This is a genomic window from Stenotrophomonas sp. YJH_SMC_64 (assembly GCF_059371375.1).
Genome location: NZ_JCAFUN010000017.1, coordinates 86,198 through 104,120, shown reverse-complemented (window position 1 = coordinate 104,120; position 17,923 = coordinate 86,198). Strand labels below are relative to the sequence as shown.

13 protein-coding genes and 1 pseudogene are annotated in these 17,923 nt (G+C 67.4%); 8 read left to right on the top strand and 6 right to left on the bottom strand.

Annotated features, from left to right (window positions below):
* Positions 1 to 157: 157 nt before the first annotated feature.
* Positions 158 to 5,065 (top strand): alpha-2-macroglobulin family protein, encoded by a 4,908-nt coding sequence (locus tag AC5P9L_RS18105; protein ID WP_279915797.1) that lies wholly within the window; start codon positions 158 to 160, stop codon positions 5,063 to 5,065.
* Positions 5,066 to 5,129: 64 nt separating this feature from the next.
* Positions 5,130 to 7,511: a penicillin-binding protein 1C gene (gene pbpC / locus AC5P9L_RS18100; protein WP_279915798.1), complete on the top strand. Its 2,382-nt coding sequence runs from the start codon at positions 5,130 to 5,132 to the stop codon at positions 7,509 to 7,511.
* A 72-nt stretch (positions 7,512 to 7,583) separates the two neighbouring features.
* Here the strand turns inward: pbpC and AC5P9L_RS18095 are convergent, their stop codons facing one another.
* Together AC5P9L_RS18095 and AC5P9L_RS18090 are read right to left on the bottom strand one after the other, a co-directional pair.
* Positions 7,584 to 8,159: a ferritin-like domain-containing protein gene (locus tag AC5P9L_RS18095; protein ID WP_279915799.1), complete on the bottom strand. Its 576-nt coding sequence runs from the start codon at positions 8,157 to 8,159 to the stop codon at positions 7,584 to 7,586.
* A gap of 29 nt (positions 8,160 to 8,188) precedes the next feature.
* Complete coding sequence (locus tag AC5P9L_RS18090; protein WP_279915800.1) at positions 8,189 to 8,671, bottom strand: peroxiredoxin; 483 nt, start codon at positions 8,669 to 8,671, stop codon at positions 8,189 to 8,191.
* A gap of 260 nt (positions 8,672 to 8,931) precedes the next feature.
* Here AC5P9L_RS18090 and AC5P9L_RS18085 point away from each other — a divergent pair, with 260 nt between their 5' ends.
* Positions 8,932 to 9,825, top strand: coding sequence for a DnaJ C-terminal domain-containing protein (locus AC5P9L_RS18085; protein WP_005410645.1), 894 nt, complete (start codon positions 8,932 to 8,934; stop codon positions 9,823 to 9,825).
* An 88-nt stretch (positions 9,826 to 9,913) separates the two neighbouring features.
* Here AC5P9L_RS18085 and pilH read toward each other — a convergent pair whose 3' ends face one another.
* On the bottom strand, positions 9,914 to 10,285 hold the full coding sequence (gene pilH, locus AC5P9L_RS18080; protein ID WP_005410644.1) for a twitching motility response regulator PilH: 372 nt from the start codon (positions 10,283 to 10,285) through the stop codon (positions 9,914 to 9,916).
* Positions 10,286 to 10,373: 88 nt separating this feature from the next.
* On the bottom strand, positions 10,374 to 11,369 hold the full coding sequence (locus AC5P9L_RS18075; RefSeq protein ID WP_043034522.1) for a YhdH/YhfP family quinone oxidoreductase: 996 nt from the start codon (positions 11,367 to 11,369) through the stop codon (positions 10,374 to 10,376).
* Positions 11,370 to 11,522: 153 nt separating this feature from the next.
* Between AC5P9L_RS18075 and hflK the strand changes: the two genes are divergently transcribed.
* From hflK to AC5P9L_RS18050, 5 genes and pseudogenes are all read left to right on the top strand, one after another.
* Positions 11,523 to 12,656 (top strand): FtsH protease activity modulator HflK, encoded by a 1,134-nt coding sequence (gene hflK, locus AC5P9L_RS18070; RefSeq protein ID WP_005410642.1) that lies wholly within the window; start codon positions 11,523 to 11,525, stop codon positions 12,654 to 12,656.
* Entirely contained in the window at positions 12,653 to 13,516 is an 864-nt protein-coding gene (hflC, locus tag AC5P9L_RS18065; RefSeq protein ID WP_005414169.1) for a protease modulator HflC, read from the top strand. Before hflK ends, hflC begins: the two co-directional genes overlap by 4 nt.
* 67 nt (positions 13,517 to 13,583) lie before the next feature.
* Positions 13,584 to 13,769 carry a DUF2065 domain-containing protein gene (locus AC5P9L_RS18060; RefSeq protein ID WP_005410640.1) on the top strand — a complete coding sequence of 62 codons (186 nt, stop codon included), beginning with the start codon at positions 13,584 to 13,586 and terminating at the stop codon, positions 13,767 to 13,769.
* A gap of 320 nt (positions 13,770 to 14,089) precedes the next feature.
* Positions 14,090 to 15,382: an adenylosuccinate synthase gene (locus AC5P9L_RS18055; RefSeq protein ID WP_014038120.1), complete on the top strand. Its 1,293-nt coding sequence runs from the start codon at positions 14,090 to 14,092 to the stop codon at positions 15,380 to 15,382.
* A 117-nt stretch (positions 15,383 to 15,499) separates the two neighbouring features.
* Positions 15,500 to 16,162 (top strand): annotated as a pseudogene (locus AC5P9L_RS18050) (hypothetical protein).
* Here the strand turns inward: AC5P9L_RS18050 and AC5P9L_RS18045 are convergent.
* Both AC5P9L_RS18045 and AC5P9L_RS18040 read right to left on the bottom strand, forming a co-directional pair.
* Entirely contained in the window at positions 16,098 to 16,775 is a 678-nt protein-coding gene (locus tag AC5P9L_RS18045; protein WP_279915770.1) for a M23 family metallopeptidase, read from the bottom strand. The pseudogene AC5P9L_RS18050 and the gene AC5P9L_RS18045 sit on opposite strands and share 65 nt — an antisense overlap.
* Positions 16,776 to 16,779: 4 nt before the next feature.
* A complete protein-coding gene (locus AC5P9L_RS18040; protein ID WP_005410636.1) occupies positions 16,780 to 17,742 on the bottom strand; it encodes a L,D-transpeptidase family protein in 963 nt (320 codons plus the stop codon).
* Between the last annotated feature and the right edge of the window lie 181 nt (positions 17,743 to 17,923).

Genomic DNA, 17,923 nt, shown 5'->3' with positions numbered 1-17,923 from the left:
CGGTAGTGCCGGCCGCTGGCCGGCAATTCCATCCAACCTGCCATGCCGGTTGCCGGCCAGCGGCCGGCACTACCCGCGCCTGGGGCAATTGCCGAAATCGCGTCAACACCTTGACGCGGCCTGCCTATAATGGCCGCCTCGATCAAGGAGTGACGACATGAGCGGTCCGGCACGGCGGAAGCGGTGGGGATGGGCGGCGGCGGTACTGGCAGGAGGCCTGTTGCTGGGGCTGGCCGGCTGCCGCAATGACAGCGGGCAGCTGCCCAAGGCCAGTGGTGAGGCGATCACCACCAAGGCCGAGCAGGTGAAGGAATTCACCCTGCTGCGTGCCTACCCGGACCAGAAGAATGACGGCCTGTCGCTGGCGCTGGAGTTCTCGCGCCCGCTGGTCGGTACCCAGGATTTCGACAAGCTGGTGCGCTTCGAGGAGAAGGTCGGCACCGACGACAGCAGCTGGACGCTGTCCGATGACGGCCTGACCCTGCGCTACCCGTTCGTCGAGGCCGGCAAGGAGTTCAGCCTGGTGGTCTCGCCGGACCTGCTGGCCGCCGATGGCAGCCGGCTGGGCAAGGAGCTGAAGCAGAAGGTGTTCAGCGGCGAGCTGAAGCCGGTGGTCGGCTTCGCCTCGCAGGGCAGCGTGCTGCCGGCCAAGGACAGTCGTGGCCTGCCGGTGGTCTCGGTGAACGTGCCGGAGGTCGACGTCGAATTCCTGCGCGTGCGCGAGAAGGACCTGCCGACCTTCTTCAGCCAGTACCAGCGCGGCGGTCGCCGCGGCAGCTGGGAGCTGAGCAGCGACTACGAGCGCAGCCCGATCAACAAGCTGGCAGAGCCGGTCTACGTCAACCGCTTCATCCTGGGGGGCAAGAAGAACGAGCGGGTGCTGACCTACCTGCCGACCCAGGACATCAAGGAACTGCAGGAGCCGGGCCTGTACTTCGCCCTGCTCAAGCGCACCGGTGACTACGAAGGCGAGTTCGATACCGCGTTCTTCTCGGTCAGCGACATCGGCCTGCATACCCGCGCCTACAAGGACAAGCTGTTCGTCCATACCGCCGGCCTCAAGGACGGCGCGCCGCTGAAGGGCATCGACCTGCGCGTGCTCGATGCCAAGGGCGAGGTGGTGCTGAAGGGCAGCACCGACGGCAATGGCAATGCGCTGCTGAACTACACCCTGGATGCCACCCACGTGCTGGTCGCCAGCACCGGCAAGGACACCAGCTTCCTGCCGTTCAACCAGCCGGCGCTGGATCTGAGCGAATTCGCCGTGGCCGGCCGTGACAATGCCTGGTTCGACGTCTACGCCTGGTCCGGTCGTGACCTGTACCGCCCGGGCGAGACCGTGCGCCTGTCCGCCCTGCTGCGCGACAACGACGGCAAGCCGGTCAAGGCGCAACCGGTATTCCTGCGCCTGAAGCAGCCCGACGGCAAGACTTTCCGCGAGACCCGCCTGCAGCCGGGCGACCAGGGCTACATCAACTTCGAGCAGGTCATTCCCGCCGAGGCGCCGACCGGGCGCTGGCAGATCGAGTTCCGCACCGACCCGGCCAGCAAGGAAGCGATCCAGGGCATGACCCTGCGCATCGAGGAGTTCCTGCCGGAACGCATGAAGCTGGACCTGGACAGCGCGCAGAAGACGCTGAAGCCGGGTGAGGACCTGCGCCTGCAGGCCAATGGCGCCTATCTGTATGGCGCGCCGGCCGATGGCAACCGCTTCACCGCGCGCATGGCGGTGGCCGCCGAGCAGAAGCCGGTGGAGGGCCTGCCGGGCTATTTCTTCGGTGACCCGACCCTGCAGCTGCCGCGCGAGGCCAAGGACGTGATCGATACCACGCTGCCGGGCAACGGCCAGCTGCGTGAGGACATCGCGTTGCCGGAAGAGGCAGCCAAGGCCAAGGCGCCGATTGCCGTAGTGCTGTCCGGCAGCCTGTATGAAACCGGTGGCCGCACGGTCACCCGTACCCTGAAGCGGGTGATGTGGCCGGCCAACGCCCTGGTCGGTGTACGCCCGCTGTTCAACCCGGAGGACGGTGCCGATTCCAACGGCAACGCGCGCTTCGAATTGATGCGCGTGGATGCTGCTGGTACGCCGCAGCCGGCCAAGGGCCTGAAGATCACCCTGGTGCGCGAGCTGCGCGACTACCACTGGACCTTCAACGACAACCGCTGGGACTACGATTTCACCCGCCGTTTCGAGAACAAGGAAACCCGCACCGTCGATGCCGGCAGCAGTGCGGTCGCCTTCGATTTCCCGGTGGAGTGGGGCGAGTACCGGGTGGACGTGTTCGACCCGTCCACCGGCCTGACCAGCCGTTACCCCTTCCGCGCCGGCTGGAGCTGGGGTGATGACAACCGCGGCCTGGACGCGCGCCCTGACAAGATCAAGCTGGGCCTGGACAAGACCGGCTACAAGGCAGGCGACACGCTTGAGGTGACGGTGACCCCGCCGCACGCCGGCAAGGGCATCCTGATGGTCGAGACCGATCGCATGCTGTACGTGCAGGACATCGACGCCAAGCCGGGTTCGACCTTCAAGATTCCGGTCACTGCTGACTGGGAGCGCCACGACGTCTACATCACCGCGCTGGTGTTCCGCGGCGGCAGTGCGCCGAGCAAGATCACCCCGGCCCGTGCGGTGGGCGTGGTGCACGTACCGATGGACCGCAAGGGCCGCACCGTGGCCGTCGGCCTGGCAGCGCCCAAGCAGATGCGACCGGAACAGGACCTGCCGGTGACGGTCAGCGCACCGCAGCTGGCCGGCAAAATGGCGCACGTCACGGTCTCGGCGGTGGACGTGGGCATCCTCAACATCACCCGCTTCCCGGTGCCAGATGCCGGTGCGCACTTCTTCGCCCAGCGTCGTCTCGGCATCGATGCCTACGACATCTACAGCCGGGTGATCGAGAGCTTTGACGGCGGTGCCGGCAAGCTGAAGTTCGGTGGCGACATGGCGCTGCAGGCGTTGCCGCAGGCCAAGCGCCCGACCGCGCGCGTGCAGACCGTGGACCTGTTCTCTGGCCCGGTGCAGCTCGATGCCAAGGGCATCGCCCGCATCCGCCTGAAGGTGCCGGACTTCAACGGCACCCTGCGGGTGTCGGCACTGGTCTACAGCGATGACCAGTACGGCAAGCGCGACGTGGAAACCGTTGTGCGTGCGCCGATCCTCGCCGAAGCCAGCATGCCGCGCGTGCTCGCTCCGGGCGACCGCAGCACCGTGACCCTGGATGTGCAGAACTTCACCGGCAAGCCGGGCCAGTTCAACGTGAAGGTGGAAAGCGAGGGCCCGCTGAACCTGGGCGAAGGCAGCCGCAGCGTGCAGTTGAATGCCGACGCCAAGACCACGTTGAGCTTCCCGCTTTCGGCACGCGAGGGCCACAGCGTGGCCAAGGTGCGGGTGCGGGTGGACGGCAACGGCTTCAAGGCCGATCGCCGTTACGACCTGCCGGTGCGTGCGGCGTGGCCGCAGGTGCTGCGTTCGCAGGTGCGCACGCTTGATCCGTTGGCCGCGGTCAGCCTCGACAACAGCCTGACCGATGGCCTGATGGCCGAGTCGGTGAATGCCCGCCTGCTGGTCAGCCCGCTGCCGCCGATCCCGTTCGCCAGTGCGCTGCAGGGTGCATTGAACTACCCGTACGGCTGTGCCGAGCAGACCACCAGCAAGGGTTACGCCGCGCTGATCCTGGACCAGGCCACTTCGTCGATGCTCGGTGCCGACGGGCTGGATGCCAAGACCCGTCGCGAGCGCATGGAAGGTGCGTTTGGCCGCCTGGCGTCGATGCAGGTGGCCAATGGCAACTTCTCGATGTGGGGTGACGACGGCTACGTGAACCCGTGGCTGACCCCGTACATCACCGAGTTCCTACTCGATGCCAAGGACGCCGGTTTTGCGGTGCCCGACAACGTGCTGCAGAAGGCGCTCAACCGCCTCAGCGAGGATCTGCTGTCCGGTGGCAACCAGTTCTATGGGCAGGACGACCGCGAGAAGCTGAAGTTCGCCAACCAGGCGTACTCGGGCTACGTGCTGGCCCGGGTCAACCGTGCGCCGCTGGGTACCCTGCGCACGCTGTACGACAACGAGCGCAGCAAGGCGGTCGGCGGCCTGTCGCTGGTCCACCTGGGTGTGGCGCTGTCGCTGCAGGGTGATGCCAAGCGTGGTCAGGCCGCGCTGGCGGCGGCCTTCGCCAAGTCCAGCAGCGAACGCCCGTCGTACTTCGGCGACTACGGCAGTGCGATCCGTGATGACGCGCTGATGATCGCGCTGACCCATGAAAACAAGCTGGCCAAGCCGGCCTGGGATGCGCGTGCGGTCGATCTCGGCCGTGGCCTGGATGCGCGCCGCAATGCCGGCTGGATGTGGCTGAGCACACAGGAACAGGTGGCGATTGCCCGCCTTGGCAAGGCGCTCGCCGCCAACCAGAAGGCGCTGGTGGCCGGTGAACTGGTGATCGGTGGCAACACCGAAGCCATCGGCGAACGCAAGCTGTTCGGCCGCAACTTCAGCGCAAATGAACTCGCCAGCGGCGTGCGCTTCACCCCGCAGGGCCAGCCGCCGATGTTCGCCAGCATCGACGTGGCCGGCATCCCGCGCAGCGCACCGGCACCGGACAACAGCGTGCTGGGCGTCGAGCGCAGCTACTACGGCACCGATGGCAAGCCGTGGTCACCGCGCCCGCTGAAGGAAGGCGAAGCCCTGATCGTGCGCGTCACCGTCACTGCCGACACCACGATGCCCGATGCGCTGCTGACCGACCTCCTGCCGGCCGGCCTGGAGATCGAGAACTTCAACCTGGGCGATGCCAAGCAGTGGGCCGACGTGGTGGTCGATGGCATCACCATCAGCGACCGGGGTGAAGCGGCCGATACCAAGCACGAGGAATTCCGCGACGACCGCTACGTGGCCGCGCTGAAGCTCTCGCGTGGCAGCAAGGCCAGCGTGTTCTACCTGGTGCGCGCGGTGACCCCGGGTACCTACTCGGTGCCGCCGCCGCTGGTGGAGGACATGTACCGGCCGCAGCTGCGCGGCGTCGGCCGCAGCAACCCGACCACGATCACGGTGGTACAGCCGTGACCGCGCGGACGGGCCGCGACGGTGCGGCCCGTCCAGCTGGCAAGCTCCAATGCGGCACGCTGCAATGACGAACACGATGACGGCCCGGCTGGCGGCCCTGCGCCGCCGGCTGCAGCCGCTGTGGCCGTGGCTGCGCTGGGGTACGGCCGCCACGCTGGCACTGCTGCTGGTGCTGGATTTCGCCTTCCCGCCGCCGCTGCCGAAGCAGCGCGATACCAGCACCCTGGTGGTGGCTGCCGATGGCACGCCGCTGCGTGCGTTCGCCGATGCCGAGGGCGTGTGGCGTTATCCGGCATCGACCGACAGCGTCTCGCCGCTGTACCTTCAGGCGCTGCTGACCTACGAAGACCGCTGGTTCTGGCGCCATCCGGGCATCAACCCGCTGGCGATCCTGCGTGCCAGTGGCCAGCTGTTGCGCGGTGGTCGCATCGTGTCCGGTGGCTCGACCCTGACCATGCAGGTCGCACGCATCCTCGATCCGCATACGCGCACGCCCTGGGGCAAGCTCAAGCAGATGCTGCGTGCGGTGCAGCTGGAAGTGCACCTGAGCAAGCAGCAGATCCTGGCCCTGTACCTGGAGCGCGCACCCTACGGCGGCACCATCGAGGGCGTGGAAGCGGCCAGCTGGGCCTACCTGGGCAAGCCGGCGGCGCAGCTGTCGCATGCCGAGGCCGCGTTGCTGGCGGTGCTGCCGCAGGCGCCGAGCCGGCTGCGCCCGGACCGCCATCCGGAAGCGGCTCAGAAGGCGCGCGACAAGGTGCTGTCACGCATGGCCGAGCTGGGCGCGTGGACAGCGGAAGAAGTGGAAGATGCGCGCATCGAGAACGTGGTTGCACGCTCGCTGCGGCCGCCGCTGCATGCCGCGTTGCTGGCGCAGCGCCTGCACTCGGCGCATCCGGGCCAGGCACGCATCCAGAGCAGTATCGACATCGGCCTGCAGCGCACCCTGGAAGAACGCGTGGCCAGCTACTTCTCCACGCTGCCCGAGCGCACTTCGGCGGCCCTGCTTGTGGTCGACAACCAGACCCTGCAGGCGCGTGCCTATGTCGGCACGCTGGCGTTCGGTGACCGCCAGCGGCTCGGCCACGTGGACATGGTGCAGGCCTGGCGTTCGCCGGGCTCCACGCTCAAGCCGTTCCTGTATGCAATGGCGCTGGACGATGGCCTGATCCATTCGGAAAGCCTGCTGGTCGATGCGCCGCAGAGTTTCGGCAGCTACCGCCCCGGCAACTTCGACATGGCCTTCAATGGGCCGATCGGCGCCTCCAGCGCGCTGCGGCTGTCACTCAACGTGCCCTCGGTGGACCTGTTGCAGCGGGTCGGTCCGGCGCGCTTTGCTGCGCGCCTGTCGCACTCCGGCATCCAGCTGCGCTTCCCGCCGGGCAGCACGCCCAACCTGTCGCTGATCCTGGGCGGCACCGGCGCGCGGCTGGAAGATCTGGTCGGTGCGTTCGCCGCGCTCAACCGCAACGGCATCGCCGGGCGCGTGCGCTACACCGATGACGAACCGATGATCGAGCGGCGCCTGGCCTCGCCGGGCGCCAGCTGGATCGTGCGCGAGATGCTGGAATCGAATCCGCGGCCGGGGTATAGCGTCGGGACGTTCGATGTCGGTGGCCGCCCGCGCGTGGCGTGGAAGACCGGCACCAGTTACGGGTACCGCGATGCGTGGGCGATTGGCAGCACCCGCCACTACACCGTGGGCGTGTGGGTGGGCCGGCCGGACGGCACACCCCTACCGGGCCAGTACGGCGCGGTGACCGCGCTGCCGCTGATGTTCGAGGTGGTGGACAGCCTGCCGCGCCAGCGCGGTGACTCGGCCGCTGCACCGATGCCGGCCAGCGTCAGCCAGGAAGACATCTGCTGGCCGACCGGTGAGCGTGCCGAAGGCCTGCCTGCTGCGCTCTGCCAGCGGCTGATGCCAGCCTATCTGCTGGAAGGCGCGGCACCACCGACCTTCCCCGAACGCGAGGCACGGCGCTGGCAACCGGGTCGGCAGCGCTACCTTGCCGATGCGCGTACCGGTCTGCGCGTGTCAGCCGATTGCCGCTTGCCGCACGAAGAAGTCGCGCGCGAGATCGCGCGCTGGCCAGCGTTGCTGTCGCCGTGGCTGTCCAAGGCCACGCGCGAAGCCTCGCAGCTGCCGGCGCTGTCGCCGGACTGCCGTGATGATGGCCGCGAGGCCAGCGTTGCGCTGCACATCGATGGGCTCAACGATGGCGCCACGCTGGCGCGCGCGCCGAATTCGGAACATGGCGTACGCCTGCAGCTGCGCGCGCTGGGCAGCGAGCAGGCGGTGGACTGGTTGCTCGATGGACGCTGGATCGCACAGACGCACGGCGCGCAGCTGATGCAGCGCGAGTTCGCCGAGCCGGGCGCGCACACCTTGACCGCGCTGGCGGCAGATGGCGCGTGGACACAGGTAAGGTTCAACGTCCTGCGGTAGGTGCCAACCTTGGTTGGCACGCGATGAATGCGCCCACCAGGGTGGGCATCTGCCAAGGCGTATGCGGGGCCGCTATTCCCCGATCCACCCATCCAGCAGGTCGGCGAACTCATCGGCGTGCTCTTCTTCCTGCGCCAGGATCTCTTCAAGGATGCGCTTGGTGGTGGTATCGCGGTCGCCGATGAAGTTGATCATCTCGCGGTAGCTGTCGATGGCGATGCGCTCGGCCACCAGGTTCTCGCGCACCATGTCGCGCAGGTCGCTGCCTTCCTTGTATTCGGCGTGCGAACGCGCGGTCAGCGTATCCGGGTTGAGATCCGGCTCGCCGCCCAGCTGGACGATGCGCTCGGCCAGCTTGCCGGCGTGCGCCTGTTCCTGCTGTGCATGTTCCAGGAACTCGGCCTTGACCGCGTCGGCCAGCATGCCCTTGGCCATGAAGTAGTGCCGGTAGTAGCGCAGAACGCAGACGTACTCGGTGGCCAGTGCGTCGTTGAGCAGCTTGATCACCACCTCGCGGTCAGCGCTGTAGCTGTCTGTGATCGCGCCGTCTTCGAGGTTGCGCCGGGCGCGCTCGCGCAGGGTTGCGCGATCGCTGATGCTAGGAACGTTCGCGGCGGGCTTGCTGGCTTTGGCTGGCTTGCTGGACATGGCTGGCCGTTTCCTTCTGCGGTGGGGAATCAGGTGGGGAGATGCTCCAGCACGTACTCGGCCGAAGACACTTCGAACTGGCCGGGCTGTTCAACCCAGGCCTCTCGAACTACGCCGTCGTCGACGTACAGGGCAAAACGACGCGAGCGGATTCCCATGCCCGACGCGCTCGCATCAAGCTCCAGACCCAGGGCGCGGGTCAGCTCGGCATTGCCGTCGGACAGCATCAGAAGGCCGTCGGGCACGCTCTGGTCGGCGGCCCAGGCCTTCATCACGAACGGGTCGTTGACGGCCATGCAGTAGACGTCGATGCCGCGCTGGCGGAAGGCCTCGAACTTTTCGACGTAGCCGGGAAGGTGACGTGCCGAGCATGTCGGGGTGAACGCACCGGGCACGGCGAACAGCACCACCTTGCGCGCCTCGAACAACGAATGCGTATCAAGCGTTTCAATGCCCTCGCGGATGCGCTTGAGGGTCACTTCCGGAATGCGGTCGCCGACATGGATGGTCATGGGAACTCCTTGCTGGGGCAGGCTAGTGGGCCGGATGGGACAGGGGCGTCAAGACATTGGAAACCCGGTGTGCAGGCCCCATCTTCCGGCGTTGTGGCAGGGGCTTCCAGCCACAGCGTGGCGCACGGGGATGGCAGCCGCATTGCGCAGGATCAGTCGGCCTCACCGGGGCCGCACGAGGGGCGGCGTAGCCTCGCAGGCGCGTAGAATGAACCCGGGGCGGCGCCACCGGCGCGGCCGAAGCGAATCGAGGTAGCTGGATGGAATTCAAGGATTACTACGCCACCCTGGGGGTGGAACCGAGCGCGGGCGAGGCGGAGATCAAGACCGCCTACCGCCGGCTGGCACGCAAGTACCACCCGGACGTCAGCAAGGAGGCTGGGGCCGAAGACAAGTTCAAGGCGGTCAACGAGGCCTACGAGGCGCTGCGTGATCCGGAAAAGCGCGCGGCCTACGACCAGCTGCGCGCGCAGGGCTATCGCCCGGGCGAGGAGTTCAACGTGCCGCCGAACTACGGCGGCGCCGGTGGTTTCAATTTCGAGGAAGTGTTCGGTGGCGGCGGCCCCAACGGCGGCTTCAGCGACTTCTTCGAAAGCCTGTTCGCGCGCCAGCGCGGTGGAGCGGGCGCGGGGGCCGGTCCGGGCTTCAGCAGCCAGGGCCATGCGCCCAACCGCGATACCCGCGCCAAGCTGTCGGTGCCACTGGAAGCGGCCTACAGCGGCGACAGCCTGCGCATCACCGTCAACGGCAAGCAGCTGGACGTGCGCGTGCCCAAGGGCATCCGCCCGGGCCAGGTGATCCGCCTGGCAGGGCAGGGCAACCATGGCGGCAACCTGCTGCTGGAAGTGGAATACGCCGCCCACCCGCAGTTCGAGGTCGATGGCCGCAACATCCTCTATACGCTGCCGCTCACGCCGTGGCAGGCCGCGCTGGGCACCAGCATCAGCGTGCCGACCCTGGGTGGCGCGGTGGAGTTGAAGATTCCGGCCGATTCCGATGCCGGCCGCAAGCTGCGCCTGCGCGGGCGTGGCCTGCCGGGCAACCCGGATGGCGACCAGATCGTCGAGATCGAGATCGTGGCCCCGGCTGCGACCGATGAGGCGCAGAAGAAGGCGTACCGCAATCTGGCCAAGGCGTTCGGCGAGACCATTTGAAGGTAGTGCCGGCCGCTGGCCGGCAACTTCATTGCCCTGGACGGTGATGCGTGGTTGCCGGCCAGCGGCCGGCACTACCGCGCGCGTCTCAGCCCTGGCCCGCGAACACGCGCTCCAGCACCTCGGACAGCTCGTCCTCCGAGAACGGCTTGGTGATGTAGGCCTTGGCGCCCTGGCGCATGCCCCACATGCGGTCGGTGTCCTGGTCCTTGGTGGTCACCAGGATCACCGGGATATGCCGGGTCGCCTCGTCGCGGGCGAGGGTACGGGTGGCCTGGAAGCCGTTGAGGTTGGGCATCACCACGTCCATCAGGACCAGGTCGGGCAGCTCGGCCTTGGCGGTTTCGACCCCGGCGGCGCCATCGGTGGCGGTCAGGATCTGGTGCCCGAGCTTCTCGACGATGCGCTGTATCCCCAACAGCTGCGACGGTGAGTCGTCGACGATCAGAATGCGTGCCATGTTGTTCCCCATGTAATGCCCGCAGTGTAGTGCGGGCCCATTACCGGCGGGAGGGCCACGTCTGCCGTCCGTCGCCTGCCTGCGACGTTCAGTCGATCCGCACCACGGTGCGACCCAGCGAACCGCCCGCCAGCATCCGTTCGAATACGGCAGGAAGGCCATCGAGGCCGACTTCGGCGGTGCAGATGCGGTCCAGGTGCTGCGGCTTCCAGTCACTCCCCAGCCGCGACCACACTTCCTCACGCAGTCCGCGTGGCGCATTGGCCGAGGACACGCCCAGCAGCGAGACACCGCGCAGGATGAACGGCATCACCGTCATGTCCAGCGTCGGACTGGCAGCCAGGCCGGCACTGACCACGCTGCCGTAGGGCACGGTCTGCGCCAGCAGGCTGGCCAGCATGGCGCCTCCGGCATTATCGAGGCCACCCCCGAAGCGGCCCGACTGCAGCGCGCCGGTGTCGGCCAGCGCGTCGCGCGGCAGTACCTCGGTGGCGCCGATGCTGCGCAGGAATCCTGCCTGGTCCGGCTTGCCGCTGACCGCGTGCACGCTGTAGCCGGCACGGCTGAAGATGGACAGCGCCAGCGCACCGACACCGCCGCTGGCACCGGTGACCGCCAGCGGGCCGAGTTCCGGGGTCTGGCGGTTGTCCTGCATGCGCAGCAGGGCCAGCGCCGCAGTGAAGCCGGCGGTGCCCAGCACCATCGCCTCGCGTGGGGTCAGCCCGGCCGGCTGGGCGATCACCGCGCGCGATTCCAGCCGCACGTACTGGCTGTAGCCGCCGTCGCGGGTCTCGCTGAGGCCGCAGCCGGTGGCCAGCACCGCGTCGCCTTCACGCCAGTCCGGGTCGGTGCTGGCGACCACGGTGCCGGCCACATCGATGCCGCCCACCAGCGGGAAGCGGCGCAGGATCTTCCCTTTTCCAGTACCGGCCAGCGCGTCCTTGTAGTTGACCGAGGACCAGTGGGCGCGGATCAGCACCTGGCCGGGGTTGAGGTCGTCGACCCCGAGCCGGACCAGGCCGCTGCGGTAGCCGGCGTCGTCGTTTTCGATGCGGAAGGCGGTGAACGGGGTGGTGGGGGCCATCGGCGTTGCCTGACTTCGAGGAAAACGCCACCTTACCCCGTTGCCCCCCTTTCGATCCTGCCGATCCGCCCCATCTTGTATGATCGGTGATGGTTTCACGGCTGGCGGTGCGGGAAGGGCCCGCGCCGCAGCCCAAATCTTGATGGAGCGTGCATGGCCTGGAATACACCCGGCGGCAACAAGGGCGGACAAGGCCCCGAGGACAATCGACGCGGGCCGTTCGGGTCACGCGGCGGTGGCAATGGTGGTGGCTGGGGCGGTTTGCCCGGGCCGCTGAAGGACCTGTTCGACGGCGGCATCGTGCGTTGGGTGGTGGCAGCCGTGGTGCTGCTGGTGCTGTTCTCCAGCTTCCAGCTGATCGGCGAACAGCAGCGTGGCGTGGTGCTGCGCTTCGGCCAGTTCTCGCGCATCCTGCAGCCCGGCCCGAACTTCAAGCTGCCGTGGCCGATCGAATCGGTCACCAAGGTCAACGCCACCGAGATCAAGACGTTCTCGATCCAGGTGCCGGTGCTGACCCGCGACGAGAACATCGTCAACGTCTCGCTGAACGTCCAGTACCGCATCGACGACCCGCAGCAGTACCTGTTCGGCACCGTGGATGCCAACCAGGTGCTGGAGCAGTCGGCGCAGAGCGCCGTACGCGAGGAAGTCGGCCGCGCCGATCTCAACGCCGTGCTGAACAACCGTGGCCCGCTGGCCGTGGCCGCCGAGGAGCGCCTGCAGGCGCTGCTGAAGGCGTTCAAGACCGGCCTGACCGTGACCGGCCTGACCCTGCAGGATGCCCGTCCGCCGGAAGAAGTGAAGCCGGCCTTCGACGAGGTCAACGGTGCCCAGCAGGTCAAGGAACGCCTGATCAACGAAGCCCAGGCCTACGCCGCCAAGGTCGTGCCGGAAGCCCGGGGCCAGGCCTCGCGCGCCCGTACCACCGCTGAAGGCTACAAGCAGGCCGTGGTGTCCAAGGCCGAGGGTGACGCGCAGCGCTTCAGCCTGTTGCAGGCCCAGTACAAGGACGCCCCGGAAGTGACCCGCAAGCGCCTGTGGCTGGAGACCGTGCAGCAGGTGCTGAGCGAGAACCGCAAGGTGATCGGTGGCGATGGCCGCCAGCTGATCTACGTGCCGATGACCGGCGATACCCGTCCCAGCACGTCGGCTCCGGCCGCAGTGGCCAACCCGGACGTGGTGATGCCGTCGCTGCCGGGTGCAGCGGCGGAAGCTTCCCGTGATCCGGGCCGGCCGGTGGGCCGCCCGACCGGGCGACCGAGCGGCCGTGAGGAGGGCAGCCGATGAAGAGTCCTATCTGGATCGCCGTGATCGTGGCGGTGGTGCTGGGCCTGCTCGGCTCGGTGTACGTGGTCCGTGAGGACCAGACCGCCATGGTGCTGAACCTGGGCAAGGTGGTGCGTTCGGACATCAAGCCGGGCCTGCACTTCAAGGTGCCGGTGGTGGAAACGGTGAAGGTCTTCGACCGCCGCTTCCAGGTGCTCGACACCGCGCCGGCGCGCTACTTCACCGCCGAGCAGAAGGACGTCAGCGTCGACTTCTTCGCCATCGGCTACATCTCCAACGTGGGTGACTACTTCCGTGCCACCGGCGGCGATCCACGCATCGCCAACGCCCGCCTGGCACCGATCATCACCGACTCGCTGCGCAACCAGATCAACTCGCGCACCCTGCAGCAGCTGGTCTCCGGCGACCGCAGCGAGCTGATCGCCGAGCAGCTGAAGGGGATCAACGAAGCGGTGGCCGGCCTGGGCATGCAGATGATCGACCTGCGCATCAAGCAGGTGGACCTGCCGACCGACAGCCAGGTGATCAACGACGTGTACGAGCGCATGCGTGCCCAGCGCAAGCAGGAAGCCGCAAAGCTGCGCGCGGAGGGCGAGGAGCAGTCGCTGACCATTCGCGCCCAGGCCGACCGTGACAGCACCGTGCTGATCGCCGAGGCCGAGCGTGATGCCCAGCGCCTGCGCGGTGAAGGCGATGCCGAGGCGGCCCGCATCTACGGCAAGGCCGGCTCGGCCGATCCGTCGTTCTATGCGTTCTACCGCAGCCTGGAGGCCTACCGTGGCTCCATGACCGACGGCAACGGTGTGATCGTGCTCGACAAGAACGACCCGTTCCTGCAGTACCTGAAGAACGACCGCTGAGGTCGCAGGGCAGTACCCCACGGGGCCCGGCCATATGCCGGGCCCCGTGCTTTTTCCGGAGTCCCCCATGAAAGATCTGTTTGCCGCTGTCTGCCTGGTCGCGGTGCTGGAAGGCCTGTTCCTGTTCGTCGCCCCGTTCGCCTGGAAGCGCATGGCCGAACGTCTGCTGGACCTGCCCAGCCCGGCCCTGCGCAGCTTCGGTGGGCTGGTGCTGCTGGCCGGCCTGAGCCTGCTGTGGTGGGCCCGCCACTGAAAGGGTAGTGCCGGCGTTCACATGCATGGCCCGGCTCTGGTGGATGCCAACCTTGGTTGGCGTTGCCGGCCAGCGGCCGGCACGACCGGGCGGGGCGGCTGACCGGCCGGTAAAGCCACCCGTCGGAAAGGTGGCATCCGACCCCGGAAACCCGGATAATGCACAAAAGCCGGACGGGCCTCCCCGTTCGGCTTTTTCCGTGTCTGGGCCTTCCATCGCCGGCCGCTCCCCGTTTGGAGCCGCCTTGCAGGTGCTGGCCAGCCCCGCCACGGTTTACCCGTCCGCGGCCCCGATGGCCGCAACAAATCGAGGAGCCCGTCATGGGTCAGTCTGTCGTAGTGTTGGGTGCCCAGTGGGGCGATGAAGGCAAGGGCAAGATCGTCGATCTGCTCACTGAGGAAATCGGCGCCGTCGTGCGCTTCCAGGGCGGCCACAACGCCGGCCACACCCTGGTCATCAACGGCAAGAAGACCGTCCTGCACCTGATCCCGTCGGGCATCCTGCGTGACGATGCGCTGTGCCTGATCGGCAACGGCGTGGTGATCTCGCCGGCCGCGCTGCAGAAGGAAATCGCCGAGCTGGAAGCCTCCGGCGTGGAAGTGCGTTCGCGCCTGAAGATCTCCCCGGCCGCGCCGCTGATCATGCCGTACCACATCGCCCTGGACCAGGCGCGCGAGCGCGCTGCCGGTGGCAAGGCGATCGGCACCACCGGCCGTGGCATCGGCCCGGCCTACGAAGACAAGGTGGCGCGTCGCGGCATCCGCATCGCCGACCTGCATTATCCGAAGCAGCTGGAAGAGCTGCTGCGCACTGCGCTGGACTACCACAACTTCGTGCTGACCAAGTATCTGAACACCGATGCGGTCGATTTCCAGAAGACCTTCGACGAAGCGCTGGCCTTCGGCGAATACGTGCAGCCGATGAAGTCCGACGTGGCCGGCATCCTGCACGACCTGCGCAAGCAGGGTAAGCGCGTGCTGTTCGAAGGTGCGCAGGGTGCGCTGCTGGATATTGACCACGGCACCTACCCGTACGTCACCAGTTCCAACACCACCGTGGGTGGTGCGCTGGCCGGTTCCGGCGTCGGCGCTGATTCGATCGACTACGTGCTGGGTATCGCCAAGGCCTACGCCACCCGCGTCGGCGGCGGCCCGTTCCCGACCGAGCTGGACGACGAAGTCGGCCAGGGCATCCGTGACCGCGGCGCCGAGTACGGTGCCTCGACCGGCCGTCCGCGGCGTTGCGGCTGGATGGACATCGTCGCGCTGAAGCGCGCCGTGGCCATCAACGGCATCAGCGGCCTGTGCATCACCAAGCTGGACGTGCTGGATGGCATGGAAAAGCTGAAGGTCTGCATCGCGTACGAATACAACGGCAAGCGCACCGAGTACGCGCCGCTGGACGCGCAGGGCTGGGAAGACTGCACCCCGGTGTACCTGGAGTTCCCGGGCTGGAGCGAGAACACCCACGGCATCACCAACTGGGACGACCTGCCGCCGGCCGCACGTGCCTACCTGCGTTCGCTGGAAGAGCTGGCCGGTTGCCCGATCAGCATCGTCTCCACCGGCCCGGACCGCGACCACACCATGGTCCTGCAGGATCCGTTCGCCTGAGGTAGCGCCGGGCGCTGCCCGGCGTAGGTGACAGGAAAAGCCCCGCGCAAGCGGGGCTTTTTCGTTACTGTGTCGCCAGGGCCAGCGGGGAAGCGACGCGATGACCAGGATGTCAGCGTGAAGGGCACGACGGTGATACGGGTCACCCTGTGGGTGTTGTGGAGCCTGTGGGGCATCGCCTGCCTGGTACTGGTGCTGGGTGCGGCTGCCAATACCCTGGCTTCGCGCACGCAGACGGTGCCGTTGGTGCTGAGCCCTGGCGCAACCGCCTAGTTCACCGTCTACCGCCTCATCGATGACCAACTGCGGCTGCGCCTGCGCTATGCCGCAGACGGTACAGAGGCTGACCCCGAGGTGCTGCTGCGCATCGAAACTCCGACCGATCATGGAGACTTCCGCGCAGGGGAGCGTTCGGGAGTGGCCGGACAGGGCATCAATCGTGGGCTGGCTTCGGTTGAGTCCAGCGGCCTCATGGCGTCCTACTTCGGCTATGGTCGCGGCGATGCATTGCCACGCGGCCGCTCATGGGTGCGGCTAACCGTGCTGGAGGTGGACCCGGCGCTGGCCGATCGCGCGGCCACCGTCGAGCTGCAGCCGCCACTGGACCTGTTGAAGCTGACTGACCTGGATTATGTCTGGTTGTGGCCGTTCTTCTTCTGGAAAGTGGCGGCACTGCTCCTGCTGATTCCAGGAGCTGCCTTGGCGGTGTTCACGTTCACTTTGCGGCGCTGGCAGCACCGGGCTTCGAAGCAGGCGGATTCAGCAGTGGATACGGATTGATCGATTCCCCCTTCCACCACTGCTTCTCCGGCCCCAGCACGTGCACTTCAAAGTGCAGATGCGGAGCCTCAGCGCTGGCGTTGCCGGTACTGCCCACGTAACCGATCACCTCCCCGCGCCTGATCACCTGCTTTTCGGTCAGGCCGTCGGCATAGCGCTGCAGGTGCGCGTAGTAGTAGCACCAGCGTCCGCTGGGCTCGAACTGGTAGATCGTCAGGCCACCGCGCTCGCTGTTGAACAGTTTTTCCACCGTGCCATCGGCCACTGCCAGCACCGGCGTACCGGCGGTGGCCATGATGTCGATGGCATCGTGCACGCGGCCTTCGCTACGCGCATCGGTGAACGTGTCGCGCAGCTGGGAGGCCAGGACGCCCTGTACCGGCAGCAGCAGACCCGACGGCGCATCCGCAGTCCGCGCGGCTGACGGTGCGATGGCGGCGGGGGCAGGGGCCGTGTCGAGCGGCGCTACCGATCCCTTGGCCGGCGCCACAGCGGCTGCCGGTTGTGCTTCCGGCAGCGAGGCGGCTACCGGCTCGCCTGCATCGCGGCGCAGCCACCAGCCGGCCCCCAGTCCCAGCAGCACGCCCAGCACGATCAGCTGCGAAAGACGCATCGGCTCACTCCTGCATCACCACGGGGACGGAGGTATCCACCGCATCGGCCACGCGCAGCGCATCCCAGTTGGTCATGCGCACGCAACCATGTGACTCGGTCTTGCCGACATGGCCGGGCTCGGGCGTGCCATGCAGGCCGTAGTGTGGCTTGGACAGGTCGATCCAGACCCGGCCGACTGGATTGTTCGGGCCCGGCGGCAGTGTCGCCTTCTTTTCGCCCTTGCGCGCATCCCAGAACAGCTTGGGGTTGTAGTGGAACGGCGGGTCGCGATACACGCCCAGGATCTTCCATTCGCCGATCGGCAGCGGATCATGCTGGCTGCCGGAGGAAACCGGCACCTGAGCGATCACCTTGCCTTGCGCATCCAGCAGCTGCAGGCTGGAATCGGACTTGTCGACGACCACCTTGGCCGCCTTCGGTAGCGGCGATGGTGCGATATTGGGCACCTGGATGCGGTTGCCCGCCTTGCTCAGATCCACGCCCGGATTGAGCAGCTTCAACAGCTCAGGGGATGCGTGGAAGCGTTCGCCCAGCGACTCTTCGACGTTGTTGAAGCCCAGCGATTTCAGTTTGGCCTGTGCGGCGGGGCCCTTCGGCACCGCCTGGAACGGCCCGGCGACATCCTCGCTGGTCAGCGTGTAGCTGGCCAGGGGGGTGACCGTATCAGCCTGCAGGGCCTGCCAGGTCGCGTCGTCCAGTTCACCGGTGACGGTCAGGCCGTGCGCTGCCTGGAAACCCGACACCGCGCGCCGCTGGTTGCTGCCCACTTCACCGTCGATCTGGCCGGGCGAGAAATTCGCGCGATCCAGCAGCACCTGGGCATGCAGGGCGGAACGTGCTGCGGTGTCCGGTCCGGCCTTCTCGGCGATGGGGGCGGGCAGTCCAGGCGGCGGTGCCTGCGCGAACGCCGGCGATGCCAGCAGCGAGAGAGCGAGCAGGGTGGATCGGTACACGGGTAATGGCATTGGGAACTCCAGCAGATGACGCCACCACCTTGCCTGCAGGCCGCGCCGAGCCGCCGTGAAAGAGATCTGACGTCTGCATGAGCAGTCGGGTCGTTGCGCCACCGTCCCCGCGCGGGTGCCGCCGGCCAAGGGCTCACCAAGGTGAATGGTGCCCCACGCCGTTGGCGGTTGGCGATCAAGA